Source organism: Rhizobium sp. SSA_523 (assembly GCF_030435705.1).
GTDB lineage: Bacteria > Pseudomonadota > Alphaproteobacteria > Rhizobiales > Rhizobiaceae > Neorhizobium.
In genome coordinates this window covers 2,028,673-2,041,830 of record NZ_CP129382.1, presented here as the reverse complement: position 1 = coordinate 2,041,830, position 13,158 = coordinate 2,028,673, and the positions used below count along the sequence as shown (strand labels likewise).

General features: G+C 62.9%; 9 protein-coding genes and 1 tRNA gene. 5 read left to right on the top strand and 5 right to left on the bottom strand.

Annotated features, from left to right (window positions below; all coding sequences use genetic code 11):
* Positions 1–44: 44 nt before the first annotated feature.
* A tRNA-Val gene (locus tag QTJ18_RS18170) sits at positions 45–119 on the bottom strand.
* A gap of 220 nt (positions 120–339) precedes the next feature.
* Positions 340–702: a response regulator CpdR1 gene (gene cpdR1, locus QTJ18_RS18165; protein WP_252752631.1), complete on the bottom strand. Its 363-nt coding sequence runs from the start codon at positions 700–702 to the stop codon at positions 340–342.
* A 177-nt stretch (positions 703–879) separates the two neighbouring features.
* On the opposite strand from cpdR1, the gene QTJ18_RS18160 reads away from it, so the two are divergent.
* Both QTJ18_RS18160 and hisN read left to right on the top strand, forming a co-directional pair.
* Positions 880–1,764, top strand: a complete 885-nt coding sequence (locus tag QTJ18_RS18160) for an N-formylglutamate amidohydrolase (RefSeq protein ID WP_252752632.1) — start codon at positions 880–882, stop codon at positions 1,762–1,764.
* Between the two features lie 410 nt (positions 1,765–2,174).
* Complete coding sequence (gene hisN / locus QTJ18_RS18155) at positions 2,175–2,948, top strand: histidinol-phosphatase (protein ID WP_252752633.1); 774 nt, start codon at positions 2,175–2,177, stop codon at positions 2,946–2,948.
* 6 nt (positions 2,949–2,954) lie between these two features.
* Here hisN and QTJ18_RS18150 read toward each other — a convergent pair whose 3' ends face one another.
* Positions 2,955–3,923, bottom strand: coding sequence for an alpha/beta fold hydrolase (locus QTJ18_RS18150; RefSeq protein ID WP_252752634.1), 969 nt, complete (start codon positions 3,921–3,923; stop codon positions 2,955–2,957).
* A gap of 449 nt (positions 3,924–4,372) precedes the next feature.
* On the opposite strand from QTJ18_RS18150, the gene QTJ18_RS18145 reads away from it, so the two are divergent.
* A complete protein-coding gene (locus QTJ18_RS18145) occupies positions 4,373–4,855 on the top strand; it encodes an Hsp20 family protein (RefSeq protein WP_252752635.1) in 483 nt (160 codons plus the stop codon).
* Between the two features lie 88 nt (positions 4,856–4,943).
* Here the strand turns inward: QTJ18_RS18145 and QTJ18_RS18140 are convergent, their stop codons facing one another.
* Positions 4,944–5,936, bottom strand: coding sequence for a bile acid:sodium symporter family protein (locus QTJ18_RS18140; RefSeq protein ID WP_252752636.1), 993 nt, complete (start codon positions 5,934–5,936; stop codon positions 4,944–4,946).
* Between the two features lie 94 nt (positions 5,937–6,030).
* On the opposite strand from QTJ18_RS18140, the gene QTJ18_RS18135 reads away from it, so the two are divergent.
* Entirely contained in the window at positions 6,031–6,885 is an 855-nt protein-coding gene (locus tag QTJ18_RS18135; RefSeq protein ID WP_252752637.1) for a LysR family transcriptional regulator, read from the top strand.
* A gap of 50 nt (positions 6,886–6,935) precedes the next feature.
* Here QTJ18_RS18135 and QTJ18_RS18130 read toward each other — a convergent pair whose 3' ends face one another.
* Positions 6,936–7,988 carry a threonine aldolase family protein gene (locus QTJ18_RS18130; RefSeq protein WP_252752638.1) on the bottom strand — a complete coding sequence of 351 codons (1,053 nt, stop codon included), beginning with the start codon at positions 7,986–7,988 and terminating at the stop codon, positions 6,936–6,938.
* A gap of 442 nt (positions 7,989–8,430) precedes the next feature.
* Between QTJ18_RS18130 and gltB the strand changes: the two genes are divergently transcribed.
* A complete protein-coding gene (gltB, locus tag QTJ18_RS18125; protein ID WP_252752891.1) occupies positions 8,431–13,146 on the top strand; it encodes a glutamate synthase large subunit in 4,716 nt (1,571 codons plus the stop codon).
* Positions 13,147–13,158: the final 12 nt, after the last annotated feature.

Genomic DNA, 13,158 nt, shown 5'->3' with positions numbered 1-13,158 from the left:
GGAAAAATCCGCCGCAGCGGATTTCTCAGTCGTCTTAGGTGGAATGGTGGGCGTGACAGGGATTGAACCTGTGACCCCTACGATGTCAACGTAGTGCTCTCCCGCTGAGCTACACGCCCTTCCGTGGCGGCGGATAGACCATAAAAGCGGCCGAGCCGTCAACCGCTTTTTTTCCTCATGTGACGCTTTTTTTAACGTCGCCGGGGAAAGGTTCGCGGGCCGCGATCCGGCCCGCCCCGAAGCGCCCCAAATGCCGGGACGAATGCCGGGGCGAAAGCGCGCAAAAACGAGCCTGGACCATCGGGTCCTGGCCTGGCCCCGTTCAAAGCCTTCCGAGAATCAGGCTGCCAGGAGCTTGTTTACCTCGTCGACCAGGTCACGCAGGTGGAAGGGTTTGGACAGAACCTTGGCATCCTTCGGCGCTTTCGAATCAGCGTTCAGCGCAACGGCGGCAAATCCGGTGATGAACATCACCTTCAGGTCGGGATCGAGTTCGGTCGCGCGGCGTGCCAGTTCGATGCCGTCCATTTCCGGCATCACAATATCGGTGAGCAGAAGGGAAAAGGGCTCCTCGCGCAGGCGGTCATAGGCGCTTGCTCCGTTGTCGAAGGAAATCACCTTGTAACCGGCCTTTTCCAGCGCCTTGACCAGGAAGCGGCGCATATCATTGTCATCTTCGGCGAGAAGGATTTTTTGCATCATCAGGACCGTTTTTGGCTTTTCGTGGTTCCGGAAGCTCTCACACTAGCCGTTCCGCAGTAAAAAAGCGGTGAATGGCGGGCGCGCAGCATCGCTCGTTGAGGTGGAGATAGTATGGACTTCCCGTCCTGCAACTGGCAACATGGACAATCAACGAGTTTGCGACATGGTAAAGGCCGGATGGATTGGTTGACGGGCGATTTTGACCCCTTCGAGGTGCGGGAGCCTGTTGCGCAGACCATCCCCTTCGTTTTCAACTCGCCGCATAGCGGGCGCGTCTATCCGCAGGCCTTTCTGCAGGCGTCCAGGCTCGATGCACTCGCCATCAGGCGATCGGAAGACCACTTTGTCGACGAACTTTTCGCCGATGCGCCGCTGCTTGGCGCACCGCTTCTGGCGGCGCATTTTCCCCGCGCCTATCTCGATGTCAATCGCGAGCCCTATGAGCTCGATCCGCGCATGTTCGAGAGCGCCTTGCCGTCCTATGCCAATATCGGCTCCATGCGGGTGGCCGGCGGGCTGGGCACGGTGCCGCGAATCGTCGCGGAAAACATGGAGATCTACCGGCACCGGCTGCCGGTCTCGGAGGCGCTGGCGCGCATCGAGGCGATCTACAAACCCTATCATGCCTGCCTGCGGCGGCTGATCGCCCGCACCCATGCCCGCTTCGGCATGGCGGTGCTGATCGATTGCCATTCCATGCCCGGCAATATCCGTCTGTCCGGTTCGGATCTTCGGCCGGATTTCATCATCGGCGACCGCTATGGGACCAGCGCCTCGGCCGAATTGTCGCGCGCCGCCCTGCATATCCTGGAAGACATGGGCTTCCACGCCGTGCGTAACAAGCCCTATGCCGGCGGCTTCATCACCGAACATTACGGGCGCCCGGTGCGCGGTCTGCACGCCCTGCAGATCGAAATCAACCGCGCCCTCTATGTGGACGAGATGACGCTCGACAAGAAGCCGGAATTCGAGCTGGTGGGCGCCGCGCTGACAACCTTCATGCGCAAGATGGTGGATGTCGCCGGCGACATCAGCCTCGACCTGGCGCTGGCGGCCGAGTAGAGCCGCCTCTCCGGCGAAGCCGCGTCTTCCCGTCTATGATCTCCCTCTCCCTCAGAGCATGGGGTGTGGATCCCGTTTTTCGTCAACCCGATGCGCTACCGCCGGGACAAGCAAGCGCATTGGGAGCAAAAAAAACCGCGCTCGAGGCGCGGCTAAGTCTAGGGAGGAAACACCCAAGGAGGGCATTTACAGTCAGAAGACTGTAATGTGACCCTAGAGCCGATCTGCACAAATGTCAAGCAACAATTGCGCCTGACTAATATGAAGGCAGTGCCTCGTCTGCGCAGGATCGGCGCGCCGTGATATGGCCGCCGGAGAGGATCGGCGGGCCGCCATCTTGCCCATCGCGGCCAATCGGCTAGAAGGAACATTGCTGACGCATCGCCTGCCGCAAACCAGATGGAGTGCCCATGTTGCCGGATCGCGCCTTCTTCGACCAGCTTGCCGATGCCGCGCGGGAGCAGACCCTGCCGCGGTTCAGGACCGGCACGTCGATCACCAACAAGCTTGCCGGCGGCTTCGACCCGGTGACCGAGGCGGATCAGGCGGCCGAACTGGCGATTCGCGATCTGGTTTCGGCGCGCTTCCCCGCGCACGGTCTCCTGGGGGAAGAGCATGAAAGTTTCGGGCTCGATCGCGAGCATGTCTGGGTGATCGATCCGATCGACGGCACGCGGGCCTTCATCGCGGGCATTCCCGTCTGGGGTACGCTGATCGGCTTCTACCAGAACGGCCGCGGCCATATGGGCATGATGGATCAGCCCTTTACCGGCGAGCGCTTTTTCGCCGATGGCAGCCGGTCCTGGTATCGCGGCCCGGATGGCGAGCGGCAGATCCATGTGCGCGATTGCGGCCGGTTGGCCGATGCCATCCTCTTCACCACATCGCCGCATATTTTTGCCCCCGACGAGCTGAGGCGTTACCGCGCCGTGGAGGAGACGGTGCGCCTCTTCCGTTATGGAGTCGATTGCTATGCCTATGCCATGCTGGCGGCGGGGCATGTGGATCTGGTCATCGAAAACGGGCTGAAGCCCTATGATGTGGGGGCGCTGATCCCGCTGATCGAGCAGGCCGGCGGCATCATCACCACCTGGGACGGCGATCGGCCGGAGCAGGGCGGCAATATCATCGCCGCCGGCAGCCGCGCCGTCTATGACGAGGCGAGGGCGCTGCTTCAGGGGTGACGCCTGTCAGGCCACGCCTTCCGCCACGTCCGGCATGGGTTCGCTGCCCGGCATGAAGGCCTCTATGGCCGCCAGCGCCTGGGCGCGAAACAGATCGCGCTCCTGGAACAATTCATGGCGGGCGCCGGTGAGGGTGATCAACTGGCCGGCGCGGAAATTGCGCGACAGTCTTTCCTGCGCCAGATAGGGCACCACGCCGTCCAGCATGGGTGCGAGAATCAGTGTCGGAATGGTGACGCGGGTGAGATGCGCCTGTTGCGACGCGCGTTCGGCGGCCGTCAGGGTCTCATAGAGCCAGCGGGCCGTGGGCGGGCCGATCGTCAGGTCCGGCCTTGCCGTCATCAATGCGGCATTGCGGTCGAAGCGGGCGCGATCCGATGTCAGGGGATTGCCGGCAAAGGCGCGCTGGCTGTGATCCTTGCCCATGGAGGTTGCGCCAAGCCCGATGCGCGACAGGACGGTGGACAGCCGCAGGACCCCCGCCTGCGACAGGCTTTCATGCGCAAGACCGACAAAGGGCGCGGCAAGCGCCATGCGGTCGATGCGATTGGAGAGCATGGGCGCGGCGGAAAGCGCGATCAGGGCGCCGGTGGAATGCGCCACCAGGAAAAAGGGCAGGCGCGCATCCGGCAGGACGACATGTTCGAGGAAATGCGAGAGATCCCTCTCGTAATCGCTGAACCGCCGGACATGGCCCTTGCGCGGATCCTTCAGCAGGCGCTGCGAGCCGCCCTGGCCGCGCAGATCGAAAGTGGCCACCCAGAGGCCCATGGCGTTCAGATCGCGAATGGTCTCGTAGTACTTCTCGATGAATTCATTGCGGCCCTGCAGCAGCACCACGGTGCCGCGCGCCGGCGAGATCTTCGACCGGAAGAGCGCATAGCGCAGCTTCATCTTCTGGGCGCCCTCGAAGAAGCCCGCGGTGTGATTGTCCGGCACGGGATTATCGAGTGTCGAGAAAAGGATGTCGTCCATGGCTGCGCCGCGCTCCCTCAATGATCGAAGCGATAGGGGCTGACCGGTCTCGCGTCAAAGAAAAAAGCCGGCTGGGCGAATGCCCAGGCCGGCCATAGAATGGCCGAAGTGAAGGGACGGGCTCCGGCCGTCGGCGGCAGACCCGACCGACCGGCGCAGAATGCCGCCCTCCGGCTGAATGGCGGCGGAACCGGCGGTTCATATGCGGTTCATGCCAGACTGCCGGAGAGGGCCTCAAGAAGCCGGAGACGCAGCGCGCAGGCGCTGCTGCAGGATCGTGAAAAAAAGGTCTTGAACCGGCGCGAGCCAGCTCCCATCTCTTCTCCACGGACGCCGAAAGGGTCCGTTGCACGACAGCCGGCGCCGCCACTTTCAGGGGCAACGGCTTTCGATCGCAGGAAGACAAACAGCAGATGACAACCGCACACGTCGCTTCACAGGAGGACACTATGCGTCATATCGATTTTTCGCCGCTCTATCGTTCGACCGTCGGCTTTGACCGGCTCTTTTCCATGCTGGACGGTGTCGGCCAGCCCGAGCAGGCCCAGACCTACCCGCCCTACAATATCGAGCGCACTGGCGAAAACACCTATCGCATCACCATGGCGGTCGCCGGTTTCGATGAAACCGAACTCAGCATCGAGGCACATGCCCATATGCTGACCGTCAAGGGCGAGAAGTCGGAAGACGACACCGCAGACAAGACCGAGTTTCTGTATCGCGGCATTGCCAAGCGCGCTTTCGAGCGTCGCTTCCAGCTCGCCGATCACGTTGAGGTGCGCGATGCCTCGCTGAAGAACGGTCTGCTGCATATCGATCTTCTGCGCAATATTCCCGAAACGCTGAAGCCGCGCCGCATCTCGATTGCCGCCGACGCCGTCAGCACGCCGAAGACGATCGAGGCTCAGCCGGATCCGCAGAAGGTCAACTGACCCCTCGCTGCTAGACCGGCTTGATGCCAGTTTTCGATTGGGCCTCTCCCCCGCCGGGAGGGGCCTTTTTTCGTGGAGACCCTGGTGGTCACACGACGGCCGGCGCCGTATCCGGTTGCGCCACGGTCAGGCGTTTTGCGTATTTCTGGGCGATGACCGCGCAGATCATCAGCTGGATCTGATGGAACAGCATCAGCGGCAGCACGATGGCGCCAATGCTCTGCCCGGCAAAGATCGCACCCGCCATGGGCACGCCGGAGGCCAGGCTTTTCTTCGAGCCGCAGAAGGTGATGGTGATCTCGTCTTCCTTGTTGAAGCCCAGAAGGCGGCTGCCGACCATGGTGATCGTCAGCACGATCGCCAGAAGCAGGATATCCAGCGCGATGACGACGCCGATATCGGTGATCGAAAAGGTCTGCCACAGGCCTTCGTTCACCGATTCCGAAAAGGCGAGATAGACGACCATCAGGATCGAACCGCGGTCGACCGGCGTCAGCAGCTTCTTCTTCGAGCGGATCCACTTGCCGATCCAGGGCTCCAGGATCTGGCCGAGCACGAAGGGGGCGAGCAGCTGGAGCAGGATCGTCTCCAGCGCATCCAGCGAAAAGCCGGCCGTGCCGCTGGTCGTCATCAACAGGCCGACAAGCAGCGGCGTCAGGAACATGCCGAAGAGGTTGGAGGCCGAGGCGGCGCAGATCGCCGCCGGCACGTTTCCGCCGGCAATCGAGGTGAAGGCGATCGAGGACTGGACGGTGGAGGGCAGGACGCAGAGGAAAAGCAGGCCGGCATAGAGTTCCGGCTTCAGGATCGTCTCCGGGATCAGGTCGCCCGCCAGACCAAGCAGCGGAAAGATGGCATAGGTCACCGCCAGGATCGTCAGATGCAGGCGCCAGTGCAGCACGCCGGCAATCACCACGTCGCGCGACAATCTCGCACCGTGCAGGAAGAACAGGAGCGCGATGGCGCAGTCGGTCAGATAGCCGAAATAGAGCGCGAAGGCGCCGTCGGCGGGCAATAGCGAGGCGAGCACCACGGTGGCCAGCAGCAGCAGCGTGAAAGTGTCGGGAAGGAAACGGCGCATCACAGGGTCTCGACGGCAAAGGGAAGGAGTGGCTTTACGCCTGCCTGATCATGAAGCAGAATGCAAAGACTAACAGTTATCGAGTTTCGTGATAATGTTGAACCTCACTCATCTTGCCACCTTCCTGCGCCTCAACGAGACCGGCAGCTTTACCCTGGCGGCGGACCAGCTGGGGATCGGCCAGTCCACGGTCACCCATCACATCCAGCGTCTGGAGCGCAGTCTCGGGCGGCAGCTGATCGACCGCACCACGCATCGGGTCAAGCTGACGACGGAGGGCGAGGCGCTTCTGGGCTATGCGCGGGCCATGCTGGACATGAATGGCAGGGTCATGTCGCTGTTCGGCGAAGGCCGGCTGCGGGGGCGGTTGCGCCTGGGTGTGTCGGAAGATGTCGTCGCCAACCGGCTCACGGCCATTCTGGAGGATTTCACCCGCCTCTATCCGCTGGTGGATCTGGAATTGACGGTGGCGCTCAGCGCGACGCTCTACCAGATGCAGGATGTGGGCGATCTCGATCTGGTCCTCGCCAAGCGGCATATCGGCGAGACCCACGGCCGCCTCCTGTATCGCGAGCCGCTGGTGTGGCTGGCGCGCGATCCGGATCTCCTGCGTCTGGAGCCGGAGCAGCCGGTGCCGCTGATCGCCTTCCCGCCGCCCTCCATTACCCGCCGGGTGGCGCAGGAAACGCTGGACCGGGCCAAACTGGCCTGGCGGATCACCTGTACCTGCGGCAGCCTTGCCGGCTTGACAGCGGCGGCGCGGGCGGGGCTCGGCCTTCTGGTGCAGCCGCGCAGCATGGCGCCGGAGGGCCTGCGCGAAGTGACAGGCGGCCGTCTCCCGGCGCTGGAGGATGTGGAATTCGTTCTGGTGTCGCGCCGCGGCGCCGATGCGGCGCTGACGGAGGCCCTGTCCAGCCTGATTGCCCAGCGCATCACCCCGCAGGGATAGCGAAAGAGGCGGTGCGCGCCGCGCGCCGCCTGCCGTTGCGGATCGCCGCCTCAGCCGGCGGCGATCACGTCGAGGAAAGCGTCGACATCCTGCGGCTCGGTGGCAAAGCTCGTGACGAGGCGGATCAGCATGTCACCATCCGCAACCGGTTCCGACATGTCATGCGGCTCCAGCCAGTCATAGAATTTGGCGCCCTTGTCTTCCGCAGCCTTGGCCGTTGCCTTGGGAATGACCGCGAAAACCTCGTTGGACGTGGTCGGCCAGGCCTGGCGGGCGCTGTTGGAGGCGTCGAGCCCGGCCCGCAGCCGATTGGCCATGGCATTGGCGTGACGCGCCAGGTCGAGCCAGAGATCGTCCTGCAGATAGGCCTCGAACTGGGCGGCTATGAAGCGCGACTTGGAGAAGAGCTGGGCGGAGCGCTTGCGCAGGAAGGGGAGTTCCTTCGCCATTTGCGGATCGAAGAAGACGATGGCTTCCGCGCACCAGCAGCCATTCTTGGTGCCGCCGAAGGAGAGGACGTCGACGCCGCGTTTCCACGTCATTTCGGCAGGGGAGGCGTCAAGTTCGACCAGCGCATTGGCAAAGCGGGCACCGTCCATGTGCAGCGGCAGACCCGCCTCCTTGGCGATGGCGGCAAGCGTCTCGATCTCGTCCAGCGTGTGGATCGTGCCGACTTCGCTCGCCTGCGTCATCGTCACCGCCGTGGCCCGGCCATGATGGATGGCGTCCTGCGGATAGCGGGAGATGCGGTTTTTCAGATGCTTCGGATCCATCTTGCCGCGCGGGCCTTCCACCGGGCAGATCCGCATGCCGCTGAAGAAATCCGGCGCGCCGCATTCATCCTCGATCACATGCGCTTCGGAATGGGCAAAGATCACGCCGCCCGGCTTGGCAAGGCTTGCCAGCGCCAGCGAATTGGCCGCCGTGCCGGTCGCGACGAAAAACACCGCCACGTCCCGTTCGAAGATCTCGTTGAACCTGCGCTCGATGGCGCGGTCCAGATCGCTCGTGCCGTAGGCGGCGGCGAAGCGGGTGGATTCCCGCAACAGGCGTTCGTTGATGGCGGGATGAGCACCCGCCCAATTATCCGAGGCAAAGAACATGAAAATGAACTCACGAAAGATGGGTTCGGCAAGCGCCGCGCTTTGGTATAAGCCGATGGCTGCAAGGTTCAACCCATTTTTGCCCTGGATCAGGCTGGTCCCATCCCCCAAGCAGCAAAGTCGATCCGTCCGATGGCCTTTGCGAAATTTTATTACGCATGCTCGCATTTCTCCGACATTTTCGGGCAAAAGCGGCCGTGTTTTTCCCTGCATCTCCCTTGCGCGCCGCCGGAATTTCTGTCATAGAAAAGCGAGAACTAGGACAGTCATCCTGTCCTAATTTGAGCCGCAAGCCGCAGAAAACCGTTAACCTTCCCCTTGAAGGTGGCTGTCTTCTGCGGTTCACTTGCGACGTGTAGTGCAGTGGGCGGCGGAAAGCGGCCTGCGTCCGACAACCTTGCCCGCCAGGTCTCGTGTCCGGCGGCCGATAAGGAGAGACATGATGACGAAGACTTTAACATCCCATGGTGCCGCGGCAGACGCCGCGAAGACCGTGCTTCCGCTTCGCATGTCCGCCCCCGGTCTGCCGCCTGCGCAGGGTCTTTACGATCCGCGCAACGAGCATGATGCCTGCGGCGTCGGCTTCATCGCGCATATGAAGGGGCAGAAGTCGCACCAGATCGTCAAGGACGGCCTGTTCATCCTGGAGAACCTCACCCATCGCGGCGCTGTCGGCGCCGATCCGCTGATGGGCGATGGCGCGGGCATTCTGGTGCAGATCCCCGACCGCTTCTTCCGCGAGGAAATGGCAAAGCAGGGCGTGACCCTGCCGAAGGCCGGCGAATATGCGGTAGGCCACATCTTCATGCCGCGCGATCCGCAGCAGATCGAGCACTTCAAGAAGGTGATCATCGATGTGGTTGCCGAAGAGGGCCAGCAATTTCTGGGCTTCCGCGACGTGCCGGTGGACAATGCCTCGCTGTCGAAGGCGCCCGATATTGCCGCGACCGAACCCTATCACTGTCAGATCTTCATCGGCGCCGGCCGCGACGCCGCGACGAACCATGATTTCGAGCGCAAGCTCTTCCTGCTGCGCAAGGTGATCTCCAACCGGATCTACGATCAGTTCGGCGGCCAGGAAACCGGTTTCTATCCGGTCTCGCTGTCCTCCTCGACGATCGTCTACAAGGGCATGTTCCTCGCCTATCAGGTCGGCGCCTATTACAAGGATCTTTCCGATCCGCGGTTTGAATCGGCCGTGGCCCTCGTCCACCAGCGCTTCTCCACCAATACCTTCCCGTCCTGGAAGCTTGCCCATCCCTACCGCATGGTGGCCCATAACGGCGAGATCAACACGCTGCGCGGCAATGTCAACTGGATGGCGGCGCGCCAGGCTTCGGTATCCTCGCCCTTTTTCGGCGACGATATTTCCAAGCTCTGGCCGATCTCCTACGAGGGGCAGTCCGATACGGCCTGCTTCGACAATGCGCTCGAATTTCTGGTGCGCGGCGGCTATTCCATGGCCCATGCCGTGATGATGCTGATCCCGGAGGCCTGGGCCGGCAACCAGTCGATGACGCCGGAACGCAAGGCATTCTACGAGTATCACGCAGCGCTGATGGAGCCGTGGGACGGCCCCGCCGCCGTTGCCTTCACCGATGGCCGGCAGATCGGCGCGACGCTGGACCGCAACGGCCTGCGTCCGGCCCGCTACGTCGTCACCTCGGATGACCGCGTGATCATGGCCTCCGAAGCCGGGGTTCTTCCGGTGCCGGAGGAAACCATCGTCAAGAAGTGGCGCCTGCAGCCGGGCAAGATGCTGCTGATCGACATGGAAAAGGGACGCATCATTTCCGACGAGGAAGTGAAGAGCGAACTGGCGACCAAGCATCCCTATCGCAGCTGGCTGGATCGCACGCAGATCATTCTCGAGGAGTTGCGGCCGGTGGAGCCGCGCGCGCTGCGCCGTGACGTCTCGCTTCTCGACCGCCAGCAGGCCTTCGGCTACACCTCGGAAGACACAAAGATCCTGATGTCGCCAATGGCGACGACCGGTCAGGAAGCAATCGGCTCGATGGGCACGGACACGCCGATCTCGGCCATGTCGCAGAAGTCGAAGCTGCTTTATACCTATTTCAAGCAGAACTTCGCCCAGGTCACCAACCCGCCGATCGATCCGATCCGCGAGGAACTGGTGATGAGCCTCGTCTCCTTCATCGGCCCGCGCCCCAACATTCTCGACCATGAGGGCATGGCCAAGGCCAAGCGCATGGAAGTGCGCCAGCCCATCCTGACCAATGGCGATCTCGAGAAGATCCGCTCCATCGGCCATATGGAAGATCATTTCGACACCAAGACGCTCGACTTCACCTATGATGTGGAGCGCGGGGCCGAAGGCATGCCGGAAATGCTGGACCGGCTGTGCGAGCGCGCCGAGGCGGCGGTCAAGGGCGGCTACAACATCATCGTGCTCTCGGACCGGCAGATCGGGCCCGACCGCGTCGCCATCCCGGCGCTGCTGGCAACGGCCGCCGTGCATCACCACCTCATCCGCAAGGGGCTTCGCACCTCGGTGGGCCTCGTCGTGGAATCGGGCGAACCGCGCGAGATCCACCATTTCTGCTGCCTGGCCGGCTTTGGCGCGGAAGCGATCAACCCCTATCTCGCCTTCGACACGCTGACGGACATGCATGCCCGCGGCGAGTTCCCGAAGGAAGTCGATGCATCGGAAGTCGTCTATCGCTACATCAAGGCGGTCGGCAAGGGCATGCTGAAGGTCATGTCCAAGATGGGCATCTCCACCTATCAGTCCTATTGCGGCGCCCAGATCTTCGATGCGATCGGCCTCTCCTCCGACCTGGTCGCCAAGTATTTCTTCGGCACCGCCACCACCATCGAGGGCGTCGGCCTGGCGGAAATCGCCGAGGAGACCTTTGCCCGCCACAAGTCGGCCTTCGGCAAGGATCCGATCCTTGCCTCCACGCTCGATATCGGCGGCGAATATGCCTATCGCATGCGTGGGGAAAGCCATGCCTGGACACCGGACGCGGTGGCATCGCTGCAGCATGCGGTGCGCGGCAACAGCCAGGAGCGCTACCTTGAATTCTCGGCCATGGTCAACGAGACGGCGCTGCGGATGAACACCATTCGCGGCCTGTTCAAGATCAGGTCGGCCGAGGCGATCGGACGCAAGCCGGTCCCGCTGGATGCGGTGGAGCCGGCGGCGGATATCGTCAAGCGCTTCTCGACCGGCGCCATGTCCTTCGGCTCCATCAGCCGCGAGGCCCATACGACGCTCGCCATCGCCATGAACCGCATCGGCGGCAAGTCCAACACCGGTGAGGGCGGCGAAGAAAGCGATCGTTACACGCCGCTGGCGGACGGCTCGATGAACCCGGAACGCTCGGCCATCAAGCAGATCGCCTCCGGCCGGTTCGGCGTGACGACGGAATATCTCGTCAATGCCGACATGCTGCAGATCAAGGTGGCGCAGGGTGCCAAGCCCGGCGAAGGCGGCCAGCTGCCCGGCCACAAGGTGGATGCGACGGTTGCCAAGACACGGCACTCCACGCCCGGCGTCGGCCTGATCTCGCCGCCGCCGCACCATGACATCTATTCGATCGAGGATCTGGCCCAGCTGATCTTCGACCTGAAGAACGTCAATCCGGATGCCGATGTCTCGGTCAAGCTGGTCTCCGAAGTCGGGGTCGGCACCGTGGCGGCCGGCGTTGCCAAGGCGCGCGCCGATCATATCACGGTGGCCGGCTTCGATGGCGGCACCGGCGCCTCGCCGCTGACCTCGCTCAAGCATGCGGGCTCGCCTTGGGAAATCGGCCTGGCGGAAACCCAGCAGACGCTGGTTCTCAACGGCCTGCGCTCGCGCATTGCATTGCAGGTGGATGGCGGCCTGAAGACCGGTCGCGACGTGATCATCGGCGCCATGCTCGGCGCCGACGAATTCGGCTTCGCCACGGCGCCGCTGATTGCCGCCGGCTGCATCATGATGCGCAAGTGCCACCTCAACACCTGCCCGGTCGGCGTTGCGACGCAGGATCCGGTGCTGCGCAAGCGCTTCAAGGGTACGCCGGAGCATGTGATCAACTACTTCTTCTTCGTGGCCGAGGAAGTGCGCGAAATGCTGGCGGCACTCGGCTTCACGCGGTTGGACGACATTATCGGCGCGTCCGAGCTTCTGGAGAAGGACGAGATGCTGGCGCATTGGAAGGCGCGCGGCCTGGATTTCTCCAGGATCTTCCACAAGGTCGAGGCGCCGAAGGCCGCAACCTATTGGACGGAGCGGCAGAAGCATCCGATCGACGAGGTGCTCGACCGCAAACTGATCGAAAAGGCGATGACGGCGCTCGAAAGCAAGGAATCGGTGGCCTTCGACGTGTCGATCAAGAATGTCGACCGTTCGGCCGGCGCCATGCTGTCCGGCGCGCTCGCCAAGCGCTGGGGCCATAAGGGGCTGAAGGACGACACGATCCACGTCACTTTGCGCGGAACGGCCGGGCAGAGCTTCGGCGCCTTCCTGGCACGCGGCATCACCTTCGATCTCGTCGGCGATGGCAATGACTATGTCGGCAAGGGCCTGTCGGGCGGCCGGATCATCGTGCGCCCGCCGGAAAACCTCAAGGTTCCCGCCGAAAACTGCATCATCGTCGGCAATACGGTGCTTTACGGCGCCATCACCGGCGAATGCTATTTCCGCGGCGTGGCCGGGGAACGCTTCGCCGTGCGCAATTCCGGTGCCATTGCCGTCGTCGAAGGCGTTGGCGATCACGGTTGCGAATACATGACGGGCGGTATCGTCGTGGTTCTTGGCGAGACGGGGCGCAACTTCGCGGCCGGCATGTCCGGTGGCGTTGCCTATGTTCTCGACGAGATCGGCGATTTCGCCAAGCGCTGCAATATGGCGATGGTGGAGCTGGAGCCGGTTCCCGAAGAGGATGACATGCTGGAAAAGCTGCATCACCACGGCGGCGATCTCATGCACAAGGGCCGTGTCGACGTGTCCGGCGACATGACCCGCCACGACGAGGAGCGCCTGTATCAGCTGATCTCCAACCATCTCCATTATACCGGCTCGACGCGGGCCAAGGAGATCCTGGATCGCTGGACCGAATACCGCCCGAAATTCCGCAAGGTGATGCCGGTCGAATATCGTCGGGCGCTCGAGGAGATGGAGCGCATGCGCATGGGGGTCGCGGCGGAATAGTTCGACTTGCCC

Bases quoted from the DNA above. Each gene is read 5' to 3' on its own strand.
- QTJ18_RS18150 (WP_252752634.1), bottom strand. From the start codon at position 3,923: ATGGACGACATCCTTTTCTCGACACTCGATAATCCCGTGCCGGACAAT.
- QTJ18_RS18130 (WP_252752638.1), bottom strand. From the start codon at position 7,988: ATGTTCTTTGCCTCGGATAATTGGGCGGGTGCTCATCCCGCCATCAAC.
- QTJ18_RS18135 (WP_252752637.1), top strand. From the start codon at position 6,031: ATGTTGAACCTCACTCATCTTGCCACCTTCCTGCGCCTCAACGAGACC.
- QTJ18_RS18145 (WP_252752635.1), top strand. From the start codon at position 4,373: ATGCGTCATATCGATTTTTCGCCGCTCTATCGTTCGACCGTCGGCTTT.
- hisN (WP_252752633.1), top strand. From the start codon at position 2,175: ATGTTGCCGGATCGCGCCTTCTTCGACCAGCTTGCCGATGCCGCGCGG.
- QTJ18_RS18140 (WP_252752636.1), bottom strand. From the start codon at position 5,936: ATGCGCCGTTTCCTTCCCGACACTTTCACGCTGCTGCTGCTGGCCACC.
- QTJ18_RS18160 (WP_252752632.1), top strand. From the start codon at position 880: ATGGATTGGTTGACGGGCGATTTTGACCCCTTCGAGGTGCGGGAGCCT.
- cpdR1 (WP_252752631.1), bottom strand. From the start codon at position 702: ATGATGCAAAAAATCCTTCTCGCCGAAGATGACAATGATATGCGCCGC.
- gltB (WP_252752891.1), top strand. From the start codon at position 8,431: ATGACGAAGACTTTAACATCCCATGGTGCCGCGGCAGACGCCGCGAAG.